Source organism: Mesorhizobium sp. WSM4849 (assembly GCF_055811385.1).
Genome location: NZ_JBVVPW010000004.1, coordinates 105744 through 123714, shown reverse-complemented (window position 1 = coordinate 123714; position 17971 = coordinate 105744). Strand labels below are relative to the sequence as shown.

18 protein-coding genes and 1 pseudogene are annotated in these 17971 nt (G+C 64.7%); 13 read left to right on the top strand and 6 right to left on the bottom strand.

The annotated features are described in order from the left end of the window. Positions 1–36 precede the first annotated feature (36 nt). The 4 genes from AC0L3L_RS05725 to AC0L3L_RS05710 form a co-directional block, all read right to left on the bottom strand. Positions 37–696, bottom strand: a complete 660-nt coding sequence (locus AC0L3L_RS05725) for a GntR family transcriptional regulator (protein ID WP_473636859.1) — start codon at positions 694–696, stop codon at positions 37–39. A 22-nt stretch (positions 697–718) separates the two neighbouring features. Beyond that, entirely contained in the window at positions 719–1603 is an 885-nt protein-coding gene (locus AC0L3L_RS05720; protein ID WP_473636858.1) for a dihydrodipicolinate synthase family protein, read from the bottom strand. Positions 1604–1753: 150 nt separating this feature from the next. Continuing rightward, a complete protein-coding gene (locus AC0L3L_RS05715; protein WP_473636857.1) occupies positions 1754–3040 on the bottom strand; it encodes a D-tagatose-bisphosphate aldolase, class II, non-catalytic subunit in 1287 nt (428 codons plus the stop codon). After that, positions 3037–3981, bottom strand: a complete 945-nt coding sequence (locus tag AC0L3L_RS05710; protein ID WP_473486896.1) for a sugar kinase — start codon at positions 3979–3981, stop codon at positions 3037–3039. The genes AC0L3L_RS05715 and AC0L3L_RS05710 overlap by 4 nt, the downstream gene beginning before the upstream one ends. Positions 3982–4225: 244 nt before the next feature. Here AC0L3L_RS05710 and AC0L3L_RS05705 point away from each other — a divergent pair, with 244 nt between their 5' ends. Next, complete coding sequence (locus AC0L3L_RS05705; protein ID WP_167391492.1) at positions 4226–5248, top strand: LacI family DNA-binding transcriptional regulator; 1023 nt, start codon at positions 4226–4228, stop codon at positions 5246–5248. Here the strand turns inward: AC0L3L_RS05705 and AC0L3L_RS05700 are convergent. Continuing rightward, entirely contained in the window at positions 5236–6213 is a 978-nt protein-coding gene (locus AC0L3L_RS05700; protein WP_473636856.1) for an alpha/beta hydrolase, read from the bottom strand. The two genes, AC0L3L_RS05705 and AC0L3L_RS05700, sit on opposite strands and share 13 nt — an antisense overlap. An 18-nt stretch (positions 6214–6231) precedes the next feature. Further along, a complete protein-coding gene (locus AC0L3L_RS05695) occupies positions 6232–7380 on the bottom strand; it encodes a Gfo/Idh/MocA family protein (RefSeq protein WP_473636855.1) in 1149 nt (382 codons plus the stop codon). Positions 7381–7915: 535 nt separating this feature from the next. Between AC0L3L_RS05695 and AC0L3L_RS05690 the strand changes: the two genes are divergently transcribed. The 12 genes and pseudogenes from AC0L3L_RS05690 (at position 7916) to AC0L3L_RS05635 (ending at position 17971) form a co-directional block, all read left to right on the top strand. Continuing rightward, positions 7916–8689, top strand: a complete 774-nt coding sequence (locus tag AC0L3L_RS05690; protein WP_473636977.1) for a sugar phosphate isomerase/epimerase family protein — start codon at positions 7916–7918, stop codon at positions 8687–8689. Between the two features lie 10 nt (positions 8690–8699). Further along, positions 8700–9776 (top strand): Gfo/Idh/MocA family protein, encoded by a 1077-nt coding sequence (locus AC0L3L_RS05685; protein WP_473636854.1) that lies wholly within the window; start codon positions 8700–8702, stop codon positions 9774–9776. Continuing rightward, on the top strand, positions 9776–10594 hold the full coding sequence (locus AC0L3L_RS05680) for a sugar phosphate isomerase/epimerase family protein (protein ID WP_473636853.1): 819 nt from the start codon (positions 9776–9778) through the stop codon (positions 10592–10594). The genes AC0L3L_RS05685 and AC0L3L_RS05680 overlap by 1 nt, the downstream gene beginning before the upstream one ends. Then, complete coding sequence (locus tag AC0L3L_RS05675) at positions 10594–11427, top strand: alpha/beta fold hydrolase (RefSeq protein ID WP_473636852.1); 834 nt, start codon at positions 10594–10596, stop codon at positions 11425–11427. Before AC0L3L_RS05680 ends, AC0L3L_RS05675 begins: the two co-directional genes overlap by 1 nt. Further along, positions 11424–12146 (top strand): ribulose-phosphate 3-epimerase, encoded by a 723-nt coding sequence (locus tag AC0L3L_RS05670; protein WP_473525566.1) that lies wholly within the window; start codon positions 11424–11426, stop codon positions 12144–12146. Before AC0L3L_RS05675 ends, AC0L3L_RS05670 begins: the two co-directional genes overlap by 4 nt. Next, the gene (locus AC0L3L_RS05665) at positions 12146–13183 is read left to right on the top strand and encodes an ROK family protein (RefSeq protein ID WP_473636851.1); all 1038 of its coding nucleotides are present in this window, start codon (positions 12146–12148) and stop codon (positions 13181–13183) included. Before AC0L3L_RS05670 ends, AC0L3L_RS05665 begins: the two co-directional genes overlap by 1 nt. Beyond that, positions 13176–13313 (top strand): annotated as a pseudogene (locus AC0L3L_RS05660) (ATP-binding cassette domain-containing protein); the annotation flags it as partial. The gene AC0L3L_RS05665 and the pseudogene AC0L3L_RS05660, both read left to right, overlap by 8 nt. Before the next feature lie 126 nt (positions 13314–13439). Beyond that, positions 13440–13718: a TOBE domain-containing protein gene (locus AC0L3L_RS05655; protein WP_473636976.1), complete on the top strand. Its 279-nt coding sequence runs from the start codon at positions 13440–13442 to the stop codon at positions 13716–13718. Between the two features lie 340 nt (positions 13719–14058). Further along, complete coding sequence (locus AC0L3L_RS05650) at positions 14059–15048, top strand: sugar ABC transporter substrate-binding protein (protein WP_473636850.1); 990 nt, start codon at positions 14059–14061, stop codon at positions 15046–15048. Next, entirely contained in the window at positions 15045–16046 is a 1002-nt protein-coding gene (locus tag AC0L3L_RS05645; RefSeq protein WP_123150262.1) for an ABC transporter permease, read from the top strand. Before AC0L3L_RS05650 ends, AC0L3L_RS05645 begins: the two co-directional genes overlap by 4 nt. Further along, positions 16043–16807: an ATP-binding cassette domain-containing protein gene (locus AC0L3L_RS05640; protein WP_473636849.1), complete on the top strand. Its 765-nt coding sequence runs from the start codon at positions 16043–16045 to the stop codon at positions 16805–16807. The genes AC0L3L_RS05645 and AC0L3L_RS05640 overlap by 4 nt, the downstream gene beginning before the upstream one ends. Before the next feature lie 78 nt (positions 16808–16885). Further along, the gene (locus AC0L3L_RS05635; protein WP_473636848.1) at positions 16886–17971 is read left to right on the top strand and encodes a Gfo/Idh/MocA family protein; all 1086 of its coding nucleotides are present in this window, start codon (positions 16886–16888) and stop codon (positions 17969–17971) included.

The following is a 17971-nucleotide window of genomic DNA, read 5'->3' as shown; positions in this document are numbered from 1 at the left end:
GTGGCTAGTGTCGCGGCAGCCGCGAACCGTACGTCCTCAGATCTGGAGCGCCAACCGGCGCGCGTTGTCGATATGCCGGCTGATCGCCTCGACTGCTTTTTGCGGATCGCGGCTCTCGAGCGCTTCAATCACCGTCAGGTGCTCCTGCATTACCGGCACGACGCGCCCGTCGATACGGAAACGCTCCTGGTGGATTAGCCTGATCTTTACCGAATTGACCAGATACGCCTTGGCGATGATCTCATTGCCCAGCGCATCGATAAAGGTGTCGTGCATGGCCCAATCGATGTTCTGGGCCCTGGCTTCCATTTCCGGCGTCGGCGCCTGCGCCAGCGCTTGAGCCAGCATGTCCTCATGCTCGTGCCGCAGGCGCGCGAGCTCGGCGTCGGAGGCGTTGACGGTGAACAGCGCCACCGCCTCGCGCTCCAGGAACAGGCGAAACTGGAAGGCCTCGCGGATCAGGTTGATGTCGATATGGGCGATCTGCATGCCGCGCTGCGGGATGGTCGTCAAAAGCCCCTCGGCCTCGAGACGCGGCACGATCTCGCGGATGGCGCCAAGCGGCAGCCCGGTAAAGGCAACCAGTTCACGCTGCGACACGAACTGTCCCGGCCTGAGATCGCGGGCCAGCAAATGCCGCGTGAAACTGGCATAAGCTCTTTCCCTGAGGGTTGCCGGTTCGCTGCTGTCGTCCATTTCAACGCACTTCCCTTGCCGGTCAGGCCGGCTCTGTCGCAAACAGCCTGTCATAGGCGGCAGCAAGCTGTTGCCGCCCCTGCGAAGCGATCGGCTCCAGCGGCGGACGGACAGCCAGCCAGCGCTCGTCGCCGGTCTGGCGCGCCACCATGACCTTCACCGCCGGGGTGACCGGATATTTGAGCAATTCGAGCACGAAGCTCTCGACACGGGAATCGTCGCGCCCATCCTCGGCCATGGCACGGATTTCGCCGGTGACGAAATTGGCCATGCCGGAAATGGCGCCCTGCCCGCCCTGGTGCACACTTCTGGCCAGGTGCCGCTCGTCGCCGATCAGGATCACCAGGTCGCCATGAGCTCTTAGCAGCGCCTCGCTGTAACTCCAGTCGCCACCCGAATCCTTGACGCCGGCGACCACGCTGGGGAAGGCCGCACGCAGTCGACCGATCAGGGCAAGCGGGAGCGGCACCATGGTGACAGAAGGGATGTTGTAGAGGAGGACGCCGCGGGCCAGTGGGCCGAGCGCAGCGAAGACGGCGGAAAACCATCCGAACAACCCGTCCTCGCTGACATTCTTGAAGTAGCTCGGTGGAGCCAGCAGAATGTTGCGGACGCCGCACTGCAAGGCGTGCCGCGCCTGTTCGGCAGCGTCTTCGGCCGCATCGACCAGCACGCTGGCGATGAGCTGATGTGCCGGAATGCCGGCGGCCAGCATGGCCTCGGTAACAATCCGCCGCTCTCCCGTGCCCACCGAGGCGCCTTCCCCGGTGGTGCCGAAGAGCGTTGCGCTGCTGCAGCCGGCGCCAAGGCAAGCCCTGGCCTGCGTGATCATGGGAGAGATGGCGATTTGCCCGGAAGCCTCGAAAGGCGTGGTGAGGGCAACCGAAAGACCAAAGCGCGAGGCCACTGCTATTCTCTCCAGATATCAATGTGCACGCAGCACTAGCACACTAACATGTTAGTTGTAAATTGCGGCGTCGCCCTTTTCGAAACAACGTCGACATCGGACGGATATGAGGCGGATTTGGGCGGCTGCCGTCTTTCCGACAAACGATCCCTACTGTCCCGTCGCGTCCGCGTAGATATCGAGGACACGGGTGATGCTGCCGATCAGGAGGTCGTGCGCGACGGGCTTGACCCGGCCTGCCGCAACCTCGGCGTCGAGTTGCCCCAGATACTGGCTGATCAGTGGCCGGGGAATGTCCTTCTCGCTCAGCACGTCCAGCAGCGTCTGTGTCGTGCGCTGCGCCGACGGCGTCGGCCAGTAATAGCGGATGCGGTCGCTGAACGAGAAATGCCGCTGCACGCGCTGCTCTTCCGTGTTCCCCGGATAGTATTTCTGCCAGTTGTCCGGCGACGCCAGCATGATGCGTTCCATCGCGGCAGGCAGGCTTTCGCGCGAGGGGTCCGGCGCGAGCACATCGGCGATATGGCCGAGCCCATACAGCGCTTCGCGAAGCGCGAAGGTCAGCCAGGGGCCGACCTTGAGGATGGCAAAACCGTCGCGAACGAGAGCGTTAAGCGCTTCGGCCGGCTGGTAGTCGGTCGAATGCGCTTCAAAAACGACTTTTGGCATGCGGTCGAGCACGCCCACCAGTTCGGTCGCCTTGGCTGGCGCATAGGGCATGATCTCGATGTTGCCGAATTCGACGCCGGGCTGAACGACGACGCCGAGCGTACGGCCAAAAGCGGCCTCGAGGCCGGCGCGGGAAAACGCTCGGGCGTGTACCTCTACCGTTCGCAAGGCATCGTCCGGCGCAGTCACATGCAAGTGGTCGAGCGCCTCCAGTGCACCGCCCGGCACCGGCACTTCGGTGCCGATGACGTAGACGGGTTTCTCGCTGCCGGCGCGCTCGACCGCCGCCTCGGCGATTGCAGCAAGTTCGGCCGCGCGTGCGGCGATGATCTCATCGGCAAGCACGGCTGGATCGTCGGCGCAGGCCATGCTCGTGTCCAGATGCATCTTGGTGAAGCCGGCGCTCGCATAGGCGTCGATCATCGCCCCCGCCTTCTTCATCGCGGTAGCTGCTGCCATGTGCTTCCACGGATTGGGTCCGAGATGATCGCCGCCAAGGATCAGGCGATCGACTGGGAAACCCGCTTTCAGCGCATGCGCCTCGACGAAGCTGCGGAAGTCGGCGGGCGTCATCCCGGTGTAGCCGCCCTCGTGGTTGACCTGGTTGCAGGTGGCCTCGATCAGCACATCCGCGTGCCGCGCGGCGCCGTGGCGCAGGGCAGCCTCGATGACCAGCGGATGCGCCGAGCAGACCGAGGCGATGCCGCTTCTCTCGCCTGCGGCGCGCCTGGCCGCAATGTTCGCAAACCTTCGCGTCGCGTCACTCACTGGGTGTTGCCCGTGGCGATGAATGCCTCGACCGCTTCAAGCGGGAAAATGCCTTCCATCGGCCCCTTGCGGGTGACGGCAAGCGCACCGCAGGCATTGCCGATCCGCAGGGCTTCGGCAGGAGCCGCCCCGCGCAGCCAGAACGAGACGAAGGCAGCACCGAAACAATCGCCCGCGCCGGTCGGATCGACCTCGTCGACGGCAAAGCCGGACGAGGCGACCGCACCGTGTCGATCATGATAAACGGCGCCGGCGGCGCCTTTCTTCAGGACGATGCAGGACAGGCCACGGGCCAGCAGTTCGTCGACTGCGCCCTTCTCGTCCGTGGCTGATGAAAACAGGAAGAGTTCCTCGCCGCTCGGCAGGAAGATGTCGGCTTGCGCCAGCACTTGGTCGAGTGCTGCGCGCATGCCGGATGCCTGCATGATCTCGCGGCGGATGTTCGGATCGAACGACACGGTTCCACCTTTGGCCTTGACCGTCTCGATCGCCGATAGCGCCACCGCGATGGCGCGGTCGGAAAACAGCGACGAGCCCATGACATGGACATGATCGGCGCCGGCGAGCAGCTTTGTCGCCGCCGCGTTTGTCTCGATCAGGCCGGCGGCGCTGTTGCGGATGTTGAAGACGAAATGCCGGCTGGCGTCGGCCCGGTAGGTGACGAAAGCGGTGCCCGTTGCATGTCCCTTGTGCACCGCGATCGCCGACACGTCGGCGCCCAGTGCCCGCAGCCGCTCTATATTCAGCCTGCCGAAATCGTCATCGCCGACGGCGCCTATGAGACCGGCCGGCTGGCCAAGCGCCGCCGCCTGGCCGATGAAGATGGCAGGCGCTCCGGACGGGTAGGGTCCAAGCAGCGGACCAGGCTCGAGAAAGCTCTGGCCGATCCGCTCGGCCATGATCTCGACCAGAATCTCGCCGGCACTGACCAGCTTCCTCATCTCGCGGAATCCCTCCCGGCGTTTCGCCTCGGCCTCGCTTCTGATGAACCGCGCGAGCACTTTCCGGGTGACATGAATTTCGAATTCGCCCACGAGGTGAATACGGCTTGTGCTTTTTCGCGTCAATTAATAAATTGACGCATGAAAACTATCAAAATTGTCTGTAAAGTTTCGCCTTGCAGTTGCGCGCTGGCGCACCGTATGTAGAGACCGGGCAGCGCTCGTAGCCGCGCGGGGGGCTTTGATGTCGATGACACACAAGACGATGGAGGATTTTGCTCGCTCTTGCGGCGTCTCCAGGCCGACACTGTCGAAATATTTCGACGATCCGACCAGCGTCAAGCCGGCGACACGTCAGCGGATCGAGGTGGCGCTGCGTTCGTCCGATTACCAGCCCAATCTCTTTGCGCGAAACCTGAACCGCAAACGGACCCGCAGCATCGGCATTGTCGTGCCGACGGTCGCCGATCCCTTCTATTCGGAAATGGTCAGCCGAATCGAGCTCAGGCTGCGCGACGAAGGCTACTGGCCGATCGTGATCTCATCGCACGGCTCTCGCGAGCTCGAAGTGGAAGCAGCGCGAACCATTCTTTCCCTAAAGGTTTCCGGCGCGCTGATTGCGCCGCTCGGCCTGCGCTCAGACCACCGCACGCTGGAGAAGCTGACACAGACCATACCGATCGTCTATTTCGACACTTATCTCGAGGGCGACACGCCATTCGTCGGCAACAACAACAGCCAGAGCGTCTCGACCATCGTCGATTATCTATGCCGTTCCGGCGATGCCCCGGTCTATTTCGACATCCCGCACGTCAACCACAATTCGCGCGAACGCCTGAACAGCTATGTCGGCGCCATGCAGCGGCTTGGGCATGAGCCGGTGCTCATCGGCAACACCTACGACTACACCTGGGATTTCGAACGGATCGGCTATGAGCAGATGGAAGCGATGCTCGCCCGTGGCGGTCTGCCGGGCAAGACCATTCTGTGCGCCAACGACCGTCTCGCCTTCGGCGTGATGGCCGCCGCCTACTCGCAAGGCCGCAAGGTCGGCCGCAAGGGCGATTGCGACCTGCGGGTCGCAGCCCATGACGACCATCCGCTGAGCCGCTACACCTGCCCTGCCCTCACCACCATGGCGCAGGATTTCGCTTCGATGGCGGGACGCAGCGTCGAAACGCTGCTGGCCTTGCTGGACGAGGACGACGCGGCAGTTGCCCCCAAGGTCAGTCTCGACGCGACGCTGGTGATGCGTCAGTCGGCCTGAGCGTTTCCAAAGACAGGATCGAAGCCGCGCCATGCGGCAACCGCCGCGCCGACCGCTTGCCGCGCCGCCGGACCATGACGGCCCATCGAGACGAAGCCGTGGATCTGGCCGGGCCAACGCCGCAGGACGACCGGCACACCGTCATCTTCCAGAAGCTTGGCATAAGCCTCGCCTTCGTCGGCGAGGATGTCGTGACCGGCGATGGCGACAAAGGCCGGGGCTGCGGCGGCAAGGCTCGCGGCTTTGAGCGGCGATACGCGCCAGTCGCCAATGTCCCTGCCATCGCGGATGTAGTGGTCGCGGAACCAGGCCATGGTCGCCGCGGTGAGACCATAACCCTCGGCAAAGCGGCGATAACTGTCCGCCGCCTGCGAGGCGTCCGTGTTCGGATAGAACAGCAGTTGCGCAGTCGGCGGGTTCTTATCACCGCGCGCAAGCAGGCAAAGCACGGTAGCGAGATTGCCGCCGGCACTGTCGCCGGCGACAGCGAGTCGCTCTGCATCGATGCCGAGGTCGCCCGCGCTGTCCTGCATGAAGGAAAGTGCGGCACGGCAATCTTCGATCGCCGCCGGAAATTTGTGCTCCGGCGCCAACCGATAGTCGGGAGAGACAACGACGCAGGCCGCCATATTGGCAAGCCAGCGGCAGATCTCGTCATGCGACTCGAGATTGCCGATCACCCAGCCGCCGCCATGCAGATAGAGCAGCGCCCGGGCAGCGGCCCCGCTCACGCCCTGTCCGCGATAGATCCTGAGCGTCAACGGGCCGCCTGGCCCGGCGATGATGCGCTCGGTCAGCGAAGCGACAGGCTCACGCTCACCTTGCAATGCCGGAAAGCCCTGCTCATAGGCGCGGCGCGCTTCTTCGGGAGTGCCAGCTTCGAATGGCGGGGCAGCCGCCTGCCGGTCGAGCCCGAGCACATGCCAGGCCTCCGGATCGAGCAAGGGCGAAAGCGTTGTCGTCACAGCAGGTCCCCTCCGATATCAGGCAAGCAGGCTGGCCGCTTCGTCTTCCCCAAGAAGCGGCGGCTGATCAACCTTTGTGTTGACGGCGACGGACTCACGGCTCTCTGCCGAAGCGAGAATCGCCTCCATGATCTCCAGCACATGCAGCGCAAGGTCGCCGGACGCGCGCGGCCTTCTGCCGGTTGTCAGCGCGCGTGAAAGATCGGCGACCCCGAGCATGCGATAGTTGCCGCGGTCCGGCGCGGCGAAGGGCCAGTTGCACGCGCCATAGAGTTCGCTCTCACTGTGGAATTCGGCCCAGTCGGCCCCACGTTCCGACAGCGAGACGGTGCCGCCGAACGTGTCCGGATCGGGCAGCCTGAGCGAGCCTTCCGTCCCATGCAGCTCGATCGGGTGGTTGGAGTGCCTGAAGACATCCCACGAGGCGCCGAAGGTGACGATGGAGCCCGAGCGGAACTCCAGCAGCGACAGGATGCTGGTCGGCGTGCCGACCTTGAAGCTGGTGTTCCTGTAGGGGCCTTCGGCGGTGATCAGACGCTCCTCCTGGCCCCGCGTCGCCATCGCCATCACGCGGGCCACCGGCCCGAGCAAATTGACCAGCATCGTCAGGTAGTACGGACCCATGTCGAAGACCGGTCCGCCGCCGGGCTGATAGTAGAATTGCGGATTGGGATGCCAGTGCTCCATGCCGCGCCCCATCATGAAGGCGGTGCCGGTCACGGCGCGGCCGATCGCGCCCTCGTCCATGAGGCGGCGCGCCCGCCGTCCGGCGGCGCCGAGGAAGGTGTCCGGGGCCGAGCCCAGCAGCAGCCCGCGCTCCGCCGCCTCAGCGACAAGCCGCCGCCCGTCGCTGGCCGAGGTCGCCAGCGGCTTTTCGGTGAAGACGTGCTTTCCCGCCGAAAGCGCCGAAAACGAAATGTCGAAATGCGCCGCCGGGATGGTCAGATTGAGGACAAGCTCTATCTCCGGGTCGGCCAGAAGCGCATCGACGCTGAGAGCCCGGATGCCGTAGTCGCTGGCACGCAGGGCCGCCATGTCAGGCGATATGTCGGCGCAGGCGCGCAGCTCGACCTCGCCGAACAGAGCCGCATAGCGCAAATAGGTCATCGAGATGTTGCCGCACCCGACAACGCCGATGCCGAGCTTAGCTGCTGGTCTGTCCAGCATTTTCTATTCCACCTCCCGACGTCGCAACGCTCTGGTTGACCCATTGCACCAGCAACGGATCACATTCGAAAGCAGGCTTTACAGCATTTTTAAATGTTGACGCGCGTAAAATTTTTATGGAACATGCGGAAATGCTGTCTGGAAGGCTGCCAGAGCAAGGAGGAGAAAATGACTGATATCGTCAGGCTCGCCATCGCTGATCCCCGCGCTCGAGCCCTGCTACAACGCTGGCCACGACATTCCTGTGCCTCTTCGCCGGGTCGCCAGCTGCCTTCGCGCTGTCACGGCTCAACGTCAAGGGCCGCTTCGGCATCCTGACGGTCTTCCTTTCGGTGTCGATGTTTTCGCAGACCGCGCTGGGTCGGGCCCTAGGGTGACATCGCCGCAGCTTCGGCCGTCGCCACCGTCCCTTTGATCGTGCTGGTGCTGTTCTTCCAGCGGCACATCATCGAAGGGCTGACGCAGGGCGGCATCAAGGAATGAAAGGACGATCGTGAAAGACCTGAAAGTCGGATGCCAGACCTTTACCTGGGAAATGCTCGGAGACCGGTTTGCCGGTGGTCCCGACGATCTGCTTAAGGCGATCGCCGATGGCGGGTATGCCGGCATCGAGATCACCGACACGATGATCGGCTACTATGCCGACAGGCCGGCGGAATTCGCCACGGCACTGAAATCGGCCGGGCTGGCGCTCGTCTCTTTCGCCTTCGGCTCGAACAGCGGCTTCACGCTGAAGGAGAAGATCGGCGCCGACCTAGAGGCGGCGCAGCGCTGGATCGAATTCGCGGCTGCCTTTCCAGGCGCGCTGGTTTCGATGGGCTCGGCCACCGTCATGTCCGACGGCCCGCGCGACGATAAGTTCAATATTGCTGCGGAGTTCTACAACAAGGCCGGCGAATTCGGACACAAGGCCGGCGTCGACATCGCTGTCCATCCCAGTTCCCACCACAACACGCTGCTGTTCGACCGTGCCGACTATGACCGGATTTTCGCACTGATCGATCCGTCGCTCGTCGGCTGGGTGCCCGACACCGGCCACATACTGCGCGGCCATGAAGACATGATCGACACGCTCACCACATACCGAGACCGCATCCGCTACATCCACTTGAAAGACGTCGACGCCGGCGGCACCTGGGCTATGCTCGGCAAGGGCATCTGCGACACCCAAGCGGTGATCGATATCGCCAGCGCCGCACCTCGTTTCAACGGCTGGCTGGTGCTGGAAGAGGAATCCGAGATCGCCGCCGCCGATCCGGCCGCCGCGGTCAAGACCAACCGCCAGACCATGCGCGGCTACGGGGCGTGAGGAAGAGACCATGATCCGGAAGCAAGACCGTCGCCTTCGTGTCGGCGTGCTCGGCTGCGGGCCGATCGCCCAGTTCGCCCATCTCGAATCCTGCGTGAAGGCCAGGAACGCCGATCTCTATGCGATCTGCGATGCCGCCCCCGATCTTCTGGCGCGCATGGGCGCGACCTACGAACCCGAAAAAATCTATCGCGATTACGATGAGATGCTGGCCGACCCGCAACTGGAAGCGGTGATCGTCGCGACCTCCGACGCCTATCACGTGCCGACGTCGATCAAGGCGCTCGAGGCCGGCAAGCACGTGCTGTGTGAAAAGCCGATCGGCGTCTCGGTCGAGGAAGGCGAGATGCTCGCCGATGCGGTCCGGCGCTCCGGCAAGGTGCTGCAGGTCGGCCATATGAAGCGCTTCGACCCGGCACTGGAAGCGGCGCGCGATTTCGTCCGGGACGAGATCGGCGAGATCCTGGCGCTAAAAGCCTGGTATTGCGATTCCACTCACCGCTACACCAACACCGACGCGGTCCAGCCGCTGCCGGTCACCAGCAAGCTGGCGCGCAAGCCGGGCGGCAATCCGAAGGCCGATCTCAGGCAGTATTTCATGCTCGCGCACGGCTCGCACCTCGTCGACACAGCGCGCTTCCTGTGCGGCGAGATCGTTGCCGTGCGCGCCCGCCTCAACGAACGTTTCGGCGCCTATTGCTGGTTCGTCGAAACCGAATTCGCCAATGGCGCGCTCGGCCATCTTGATCTCACCGTGGCTGTCCGCATGGACTGGCATGAGGGTTTTCAGCTCTATGGCGAAAACGGCTCGGTGATCGCGAAGACCTTCAATCCCTGGTATTTCCGGGCGAGTGAGGTCGATATCTTTCACGAGAAGGATGCGACGTCGCGAAGGCCGCTCGGCGCCGACGGGCATTTCTTCAGGCGGCAGCTCGAAGGCCTCGCCGAGACAATCCTTGACGGCAAGCCGATGCGCGGCGCCAACGTCGAGGACGGCCTTGCCTCGATCCGCGCCATGGTGGCGATCGCCCGCTCGGTCGAAAGCGGTGAGCGCGTCGAGATCGCCAGCGTCACGGGAGCGGTCTGATGCAGATCGGGGTGTTCGCCAAGACCTTCCCGGGCAGCGAACCGGCCGGCGTACTGGCAGCGGTCCGCGACGCGGGATTTGCCGTCACCCAGTTCAACCTGGCCTGCGCCGGCCTGCCGTCGATGCCGGATGCAGTGCCGCAAGACGCCATTAATGCCATCGCGGCCGCGTCCAATGCTTGCGGTGTCGCGCTGGTGGCGCTCTCCGGCACCTACAACATGGCCCATCCCGACAGGGCTGTGCGCGACGACGGCCTGCGCCGGCTTGGCGTGGCCATCAAGGCCGCGGCATCCCTGTCCGTTCCCTTGGTCACCTTGTGCACGGGAACGCGCAACGCGGACGATCAGTGGGCGTATCACCCTGACAATGCTGCCCCTGAGGCATGGGACGACATGGCGAGCGAGATGGAAAAGGCGTTGCAACTCGCCGAGCGCCACGGCGTTGATCTCGGCATCGAGCCCGAACAGGCCAACATCGTCACCTCGGCGTCGGACGCGATGCGCCTCATCGCCGAGATGGGCTCGAAACGGCTGCGCATCGTGCTCGATCCGGCCAACCTGTTCGAACAGGCGAGCCCGGCCGAAGCACGCGACATCGTCGCCGCCGCCGTCGAAACCACGGCAGGCCATGTCGCCATGGCGCACGCCAAGGACCGTTTCGCCGACGGCCGCTTCGCCACCGCCGGGCAAGGTGTCGTCAATTTCCCGGATTTTGTCGCTCGACTAAAGGTATCAGGCTTTGACGGGGCGCTGGTCACCCACGGCCTTTCGGCCGACGAAGCGCCCGGGGTCGCCCGCTTCCTGAAGGGGCTGACCTGATGCGCCGCCTTGCCAAGCTGCTTCGCGATGACGCATTGCTCCAAGTCTGCGACCACGGCGACGGGCTTGCGGTTGTCTTTCAGCACGGCCTGGGCGGTGGCGAGGCGCAGGTCGCCCAGGCTTTCCCTTCCGGGCCGGGGTTGCGGCGCATCACGCTGGAATGCCGCGGGCACGGCGCCTCCGGACTGGGCAGCCGCCGGCCGTTTTCCCTGGAGATGTTCGCGGACGATGTTGTTGCCGCCGCCGATCGGGCCGGTCTCGACCGTTTCGTCGCGGGCGGCATTTCCATGGGCGCCGCGATCGCCATGCGCCTTGCCTGCCGTCATTCTGACCGCGTCGCGGGCCTGCTGCTGGTGCGGCCGGCCTGGATTTTCGACAGCGCGCCGGTGAACCTGCGGCCGATCGCCGAGGTTGCCAAGCTTATCCTGGACCACGGCCCCGACAAGGCGAGGGCGATCTTCGCGCAATCGGAAACCGCCGCGCGCCTGCAGCGCGACGCGCCCGACAACCTTGCCTCGCTGTTCGGCTATTTCGACCGGCCGGACGCCGCGCCATTCACGCAGGTCCTCGCCGACATTGCCGCCGACGGCCCGGGAGTTTCAGCGAGTGACGCCGCTGCCCTTGGCATCCCCACGCTCGTCATCGGCAATGCCATGGATGCGGTGCATCCGCTGACGGCGGCCCATACGCTCGCGGCGGCGATCCCCGGCGCCACGTTTGCGGAGATCTCTTCCAAGGCGCTCGACAGCGTCAGGCATTTCGCCGAGCTGCAGGCTGATATCACGACCTTCCTTCACACCTCCTCGAACTTCCGGAGCCTCATTCCGTCATGACGACCAAAACCCTGTCCGGTCCCGCCGCCATCGCCGCCCTGCCGCGCAACCGGCTGCTCGGCGAGTTTTCGCTGTGGTCGGCCGACCTTGCCAATATGGAGCGCGACCTGAAGCGCATAGAACCTCATGTCGATCTCCACCACATCGACGTCGCAGACGCCCGCTTCACCCCCGGCTTCCTGTTCTTCCCGGATCTGGTAGCGCGGATCGCCGGGCTGACGGCAAAACCGATCCATGTGCACCTGATGGTCGAAGCGGGGATCGTCGAGGAGCAGACGCGCCAGTTCATCGAGGCCGGTGCCGACCTAGTCAGCGTCCATGCCGAAAACGGCGAAGCCGGCCTGCGCGCCGTGCGGCTTGCGCATCAACTCGGCGCCGAGGCCGGCGTGGTGCTCAGGCTGGAAACGCCGGTCGCTGCGGTCACCCCGTTCCTGCCCGAAGTCGCGTTTGTGACGCTCCTCGGCACATCCATCGGCGTCAAGGGCCAGAGCCTTTCCGACCAGGCTTGCCCCCGCCTGATTGAGGCACGCATGCTGATGCAGCAAGCCGGTCGTGAGGCCGATCTCATCCTGGCTGCCGACGGCGGCATCCGCCACGAGACGGTGCCGCGCCTGCGCGCCGCCGGGGCCGAGACGGTGGTGCTCGGATCGCTGGCATTCGGCGACCCTGACCTCGCGCAGCGCATGGCCTGGCTGCGTGGACTGAAGGTCGCCGCCTGATGACAAGACTGGCCCTCGCCTTCGATCTCGGCGGAACGGAGCTGCGCGGCGCGCTGGTCGAGAGCGGCGGCCGCATTGTCGCGCAGGTTTCGGCGCCGACGATGGCGATCGCGGGATCGGATGCGGTGATCGGCCAGATCATTGCACTGGCCGGGGCGCTTCTGACACAGCGCCCACAGGCGGATGTCGCCGGGATTGGCATCGGCGCGCCGGGACCGCTCGATCCCAAGGCCGGCATCGTGATCGCGCCGCCGACGCTGGCCGGCTGGCACGACGTGCCGTTGATCGACATTCTCGGCAAGCATTTCGGCCTGCCGGTGCGGCTGGAAAACGACGCCAACGCGGCCGCCCTTGGCGAATGGCGCTTCGGCGCCGGCCGAGGCAGCGGATCCCTGGTATTCGTCACCGTGTCGACCGGCATCGGCGGCGGGGTCGTTGCCGACGGCCACATCTATCACGGCCGGCGCGGGCTGGCGGCCGAAATCGGCCACATGACCATCACCGGCGAGGGCGACCGCTGCTTCTGCGGCGCCGTCGGCTGTTTCGAGGCGGTCGCCTCCGGAACCGCGCTCGGGCGGCGTGCCACAGCGCTGACAACGCCGGGCGACGGCTCCCGGCTCAGGCGCCTTTCGGCTGACGGCGATGTTTCAGCCAGGCACGTCGTCGAAGCCGCACGTGCCGGCGATATCAGCGCGCTCGAATTGATCGAGGCGGAGGCGAAGTGGCTCGGCATCGGCTTCACCAACCTGCTTCACCTCTATTCGCCGGACCTGATCGTCATGGGCGGCGGCCTCGCCAATGGCTTCGACCTGTTGGCTCCAACCATCAGGGCAACCGTCGAGCAGCGGGCGATGCCGGCCTACCGGGATGTGCCGATCGTGCCGGCGCAGCTTGGCGACCGCGCAGGACTGATCGGCGCGGCCAGCCTGATCCTGTGGGAAGGCGAACCGGGCGCGCCATTGGCGATGGCGCAGGACGAGGACAACAAAGACGGCGCGACTGAGCGTGCCGGCGCCAGGGAGACAAGCCATGGCTGAGCTCAAGCTGCGCGGTGCGCGCAAATCCTACGGGTCCGTCGAGATCATCAAGGGGCTTGATCTTGACGTCGAGGACCGCGAATTCGTCGTCTTCGTTGGCCCGTCCGGCTGCGGCAAGTCCACGCTGCTCCTGCTGAAGCTGAAGGTGGCGTCAGCCGTCCCCGAAGGCGTAACCGTGACCCTGCCGGGCGGCGAGGCGTTGACCGTGCCGGTCGCCGCCGGCGCAAGCAAATCCGGCGACGATCTGCTGCTCGGCATGCGGCCGGAACATCTCCGCATCTCGGCCAACGGACAATTCAAGGGGCAAGCCGTGCTGGCGGAGCGGCTTGGCAGCCTGACCATCCTGCATGTCGAGATCGCGCCTGACATCACTTGGTCGTCCAGGCCGAAGGCAGCGACAGGACGCCGTTGCACAGCCCGATCGCGCTCGACATCTCGCCATCGGCTTGCCACCTATTTCGCACCGATGGGCCAGCGCTGGCGCCTCTGCAACCGGCCTGACGGCGTGCACTTGCAGTTTGACCCGGACCACTGACGACGCCGCATCGAGCCTGCTTCGACTTCCCAGCAGTGTCGATTTCTGCTGCATCGCAGCACATCAAAAACCACTGCACACCATTTTAAATCTTGACGCGTGTCAAATTTTTCTAAAACATGCGGAAATGCCGAAAGGTATCGGTCAGCGCTCTGGGAGGAGAAATGCCCGACACGAACAATGACCCGGAACGGTCCCTGAACCGGCGAGCCGCATGGCAATCGCCCAGTGGTCGGCAGCTTTTCGCAAGTGCCGGGCTGGCCTTCGCCGGCACAGGCATTCCGTTCGCCGAACAACGGGTCAATTGCGGCACAACCAACAATTAGGAGGAGGCAGAAGCATGCGTATGTTCAATTGCCTGTCGCTTGGCGCAGGCCTGTTTGCAACCGTTATTTCCATGTCGGCCCAAGCCCAGGACGCGGCCCGCGTCGCGGCTATCGTCAAGGGTCTCGACAATCCCTTCTTCCAGTATATGCACCAGGGCATCGAAGAGCAGGCCAAGGCCGACGGCGTGGCCGTCACTATCCAGGCAGCCGCCAATATGGGCGATGCCACCGGGCAGGCCGATCGGTTGACCGCCATGGCCATGCAGGATTTCGATTGCTATCTGGTCAATCCGATCAGCGTCAGCAACCTCGTCCAGGCACTTGTGCCTGTCGCCCAGAAGAACAAGCCGATCGTCAACATCGACAGCACCATCGACGCCGAGCAGGCCAAGGCCGCGGGCTTCACCATCTCAACCTATATCGGCACAGACAACGTTGCCGCCGGCGTGCTGGCAGGCGAGGAGATGCTGAAGCTGGTTCCTGCAGGCTCCAAGGTCGCGCTGGTGGCCGGCATCGTCGGCGATGTCGGCAGCAACGCCCGCATCAAGGGCTTCAAGCAGGCTGTCGAAGGCAAGCTCGAAGTCGTGGTGATGGTCAGTGCCGACTGGGATCGCGAGAAGGCACTCACCGCTGCCACCGACATCCTGGCCGCGCATCCCGATCTCGCCGGCTTCTTCGCCGCCAACGACATCATGGCGCTCGGCGTTCAGCGCGCCGTCCAGACCTCGGGCAAGGACGTCAAGGTGATCGGCCTCGACGGCATCGTCGACGCGTTGAAATCGGTCGCGGCCGGCGAACTCGCCGCGACCGTCGCGCAATATCCCTATGTCGTCGGTGCCATGGGCGTGGAAGCCTGCAAGGCAGCGGCCATGGACAAGGAACTGCCCGCCAACGTGCCGGCGCCGGTTCTGTTGATCAACAAGGACAATGCCGAAGCCTCGCTGAAGAACTTCCCGCGTCCGGGCGGCGACTATCCCGATCCCTTCCGCGAGATGTTGAAGTGAGCATTCCTGAACAAAACGCGCCCGTGCATACCGCGGGCGCGGCGGAGGAGAGCCGCCCCTCCCTGTCGGCTCTCCTCCTGGATCCTTCCTTCTGGGCCGACTGGGCATCGGTCGTCGGCCTTGTCGGCCTCGTCATCGTCTTCGGCATTAGTCAGCCGGTCTTTCTCAGCATCGCCAATTTGCAGGCCCTGCTGCTGGCCGCGGCAATTCTGGTCGTGCTGTCGATCGGCCAGACCTTCGTCGTCGCCACCGCCGGCATCGATCTCTCCTTGGCGGCAGCCGTCATGCTGGGCGCCATCATCCTCGGCCTCGTCGATGCCGCGGGCTATGGCATCTTCCTCGCCTGTGTGCTCGCCGTAGCCGCCACCAGCGCGGTCGGTTTCCTCAATGGCGTGCTCATCACAGCCGGGCGAATACCCGACTTCGTGGTAACGCTCGGCACGCTTTCGGGCGTCACCGGGCTCGGCCTGATCTTGTCGGGCGGCGAGCCGATAATGGTCGGCTCGCCTTTCCTGCTGCGGCTGGCCTCGGGCTCCTTTGGACCGTTCGGCTATCCCGTCTGGGTGGCGATATCGGCCGTTCTGGTGGCGCATATCGCGCTCTACCACACCCGCTTCGGCGTGCATCTGCTGGCGACCGGCGGCCAGGTCGAAAGCGCCAGCGCGCTCGGCATCCGCACCAACCGGGTCAAGATCGCCGCCTATACGATTTCAGGCTTCTGCGCCGGCATCGCCGCACTGCTCCTGGTGGCACGCATCGGCTCGGCCGAACCGCAGATCAATACCAGCCTTCTGCTCAATTCGGTGGCGGCAGTCGTCTTGGGAGGCGTCAGCCTGTTTGGTGGACGCGCCAGCATTCTCGGCCCGGCGATCGGAGCGCTGATGCTCACCGCTCTCGTCAACGGACTGACGCTGCTCAGCGTTTCGGCCTTCTACCAGCCCCTGGCCGTTGGCGCCATCGTGGTGCTGGCGGCACTGATCATGCGGTATCAGAAATGAGCGCCGTCAATCACTCCCCGTCGGCCGACGCGATCCTCGCCTGCGAAGGGCTGAGCAAGCATTTCGGCGGCATCCGCGCCTTCACCGATGTCGCCTTCCAGGCCCGCCGTGGCGAGGTCACGGCTGTGATCGGCGACAACGGCGCCGGCAAGTCGACACTGATACGCTGCCTGGTCGGCGTGCATGTGCCGGATGCAGGAGACATCTTCTTCGACGGGCGGCCGCGTCCCTTCGCCAATCCCGACGAGGCGCGTAAGGCCGGCATCGAGACGGTGCACCAGAACCTGGCGCTCATCGACGAACTGACCGTCGCCCAGAACCTGTTCCTCAACCGCGAGATCGTGCGCCGGATCGGTCCCTTCGCCCTGCTCGACCGCAAGGCGATGAAACAGCAGGCGCGCGCCATGCTGTCGCGCCTGTCGATCAACATGCCTTCGGTCAACCAGCGCGTGCGGCGCCTTTCGGGCGGACAACGACAGGCGATCTCGATCTGCCGCGCCGCGGGTTCCGGCGCCAAGCTGGTGGTGATGGACGAACCAACCGCAGCGCTCGGCGTGCAGGAGACGGCCAATGTCGAAGCCCTTATCCGGCGCCTGCGCGAACAGGCCGTCAGCGTCATCCTGGTCAGCCATAACTTCGATCAGGTGCGACGCCTGTCCGACCAGATCTGGGTGATGCGGGCGGGACGGATGGTGGCGACGGTGCGTGCCTCGGAGACCACCGGCAACGAACTCGTTGCGCTCGTCACCGGCGCCGCATGACGGACGGCCGGGTCGAGCCGCACCTGTCGCTATAACGAGCTGTTGGCTGAAACAATTGGTTTGCAAAGGGAGTGTGCCGTGGCGGTGATCCGTGTCGGGCTAGTGGGTCTTGGAGAGGTCGCGCAGTCGATCCATCTGCCGGTGCTGAGCGACCAGCGCGACCGCTGGATCATATCAGGCGTTTATGATGTGTCACCGAGCCTGATAGCGCTGTGTACATCCGAATACCCGACTGCCAAGGCCTTCGAAACGGCAGAGGCGCTGATCGGTTCGCCGGATATCGACGCGGTTTTCATCCTCTCGTCCGACGAGACCCACAGCCGTTTCGTCCGTGCTGCCGTCCAGGCGAACAAGCATATCCTCCTGGAAAAGCCCGCCTGCCTGACGGTGCGCGAGATCGACGAGCTTCTGGCGCTGACGCCAAACTACGCCAAGACGATCTTTGTCGGCTACATGCGCCGCTACGCGCCGGCCTATCTGGCAGCGATGGAGGAACTGCCTGACTTCGCCGACATCACCCATGTCCGAATCTTCGACTTGATCTCCGAGGGCCGGCATTTCCTCAAGAAGAGCCAGAACGTCCTCTATCCCACCGACATCGATCCGGCCCTTTTGGCACGCGGCGCCGAGCAGCGCGAGGCGCTGATCCGCGAAGTGGTGGGCGGCGATGCGCCCGCCGATCTCGTACGCGCCTATCGCGGCCTGACGGCGCTAAGTTCGCACCATATTTCGGCGATGCGCGGGCTGCTCGGCGAACCGGCCCGTGTGCTGGCGGCGCACCGCACCAATGGCGGCGCCAACACCAGCGTGACATTCGACTACGGACATTTCGCCGCCTGCTACGATGCGGTCGTCGACGATCTCGGCCTGTTCGACGCGATGATCGAGGTGCGCTCGAACACCAAACGGGTCCGCATCATTTACGACACGCCCTATATCCGCAGCCTGCCGACGCGGCTCGAAGTGACGGAAACCGGAGCAGCCGGCCCGGTGACGCGGACACACGGGCCGCTCTATGGCGACGCCTTCTCGAATGAACTTGAGACCTTCCATCGCCACATCACCGACGGGACGAAGCCGCTGACCGACCTCGCCGATTCACGTCGCGACCTGGCGCTGATGGCCGAGATCATCGAGCAGATGAAGAAGACTGGCGGGCGCTGA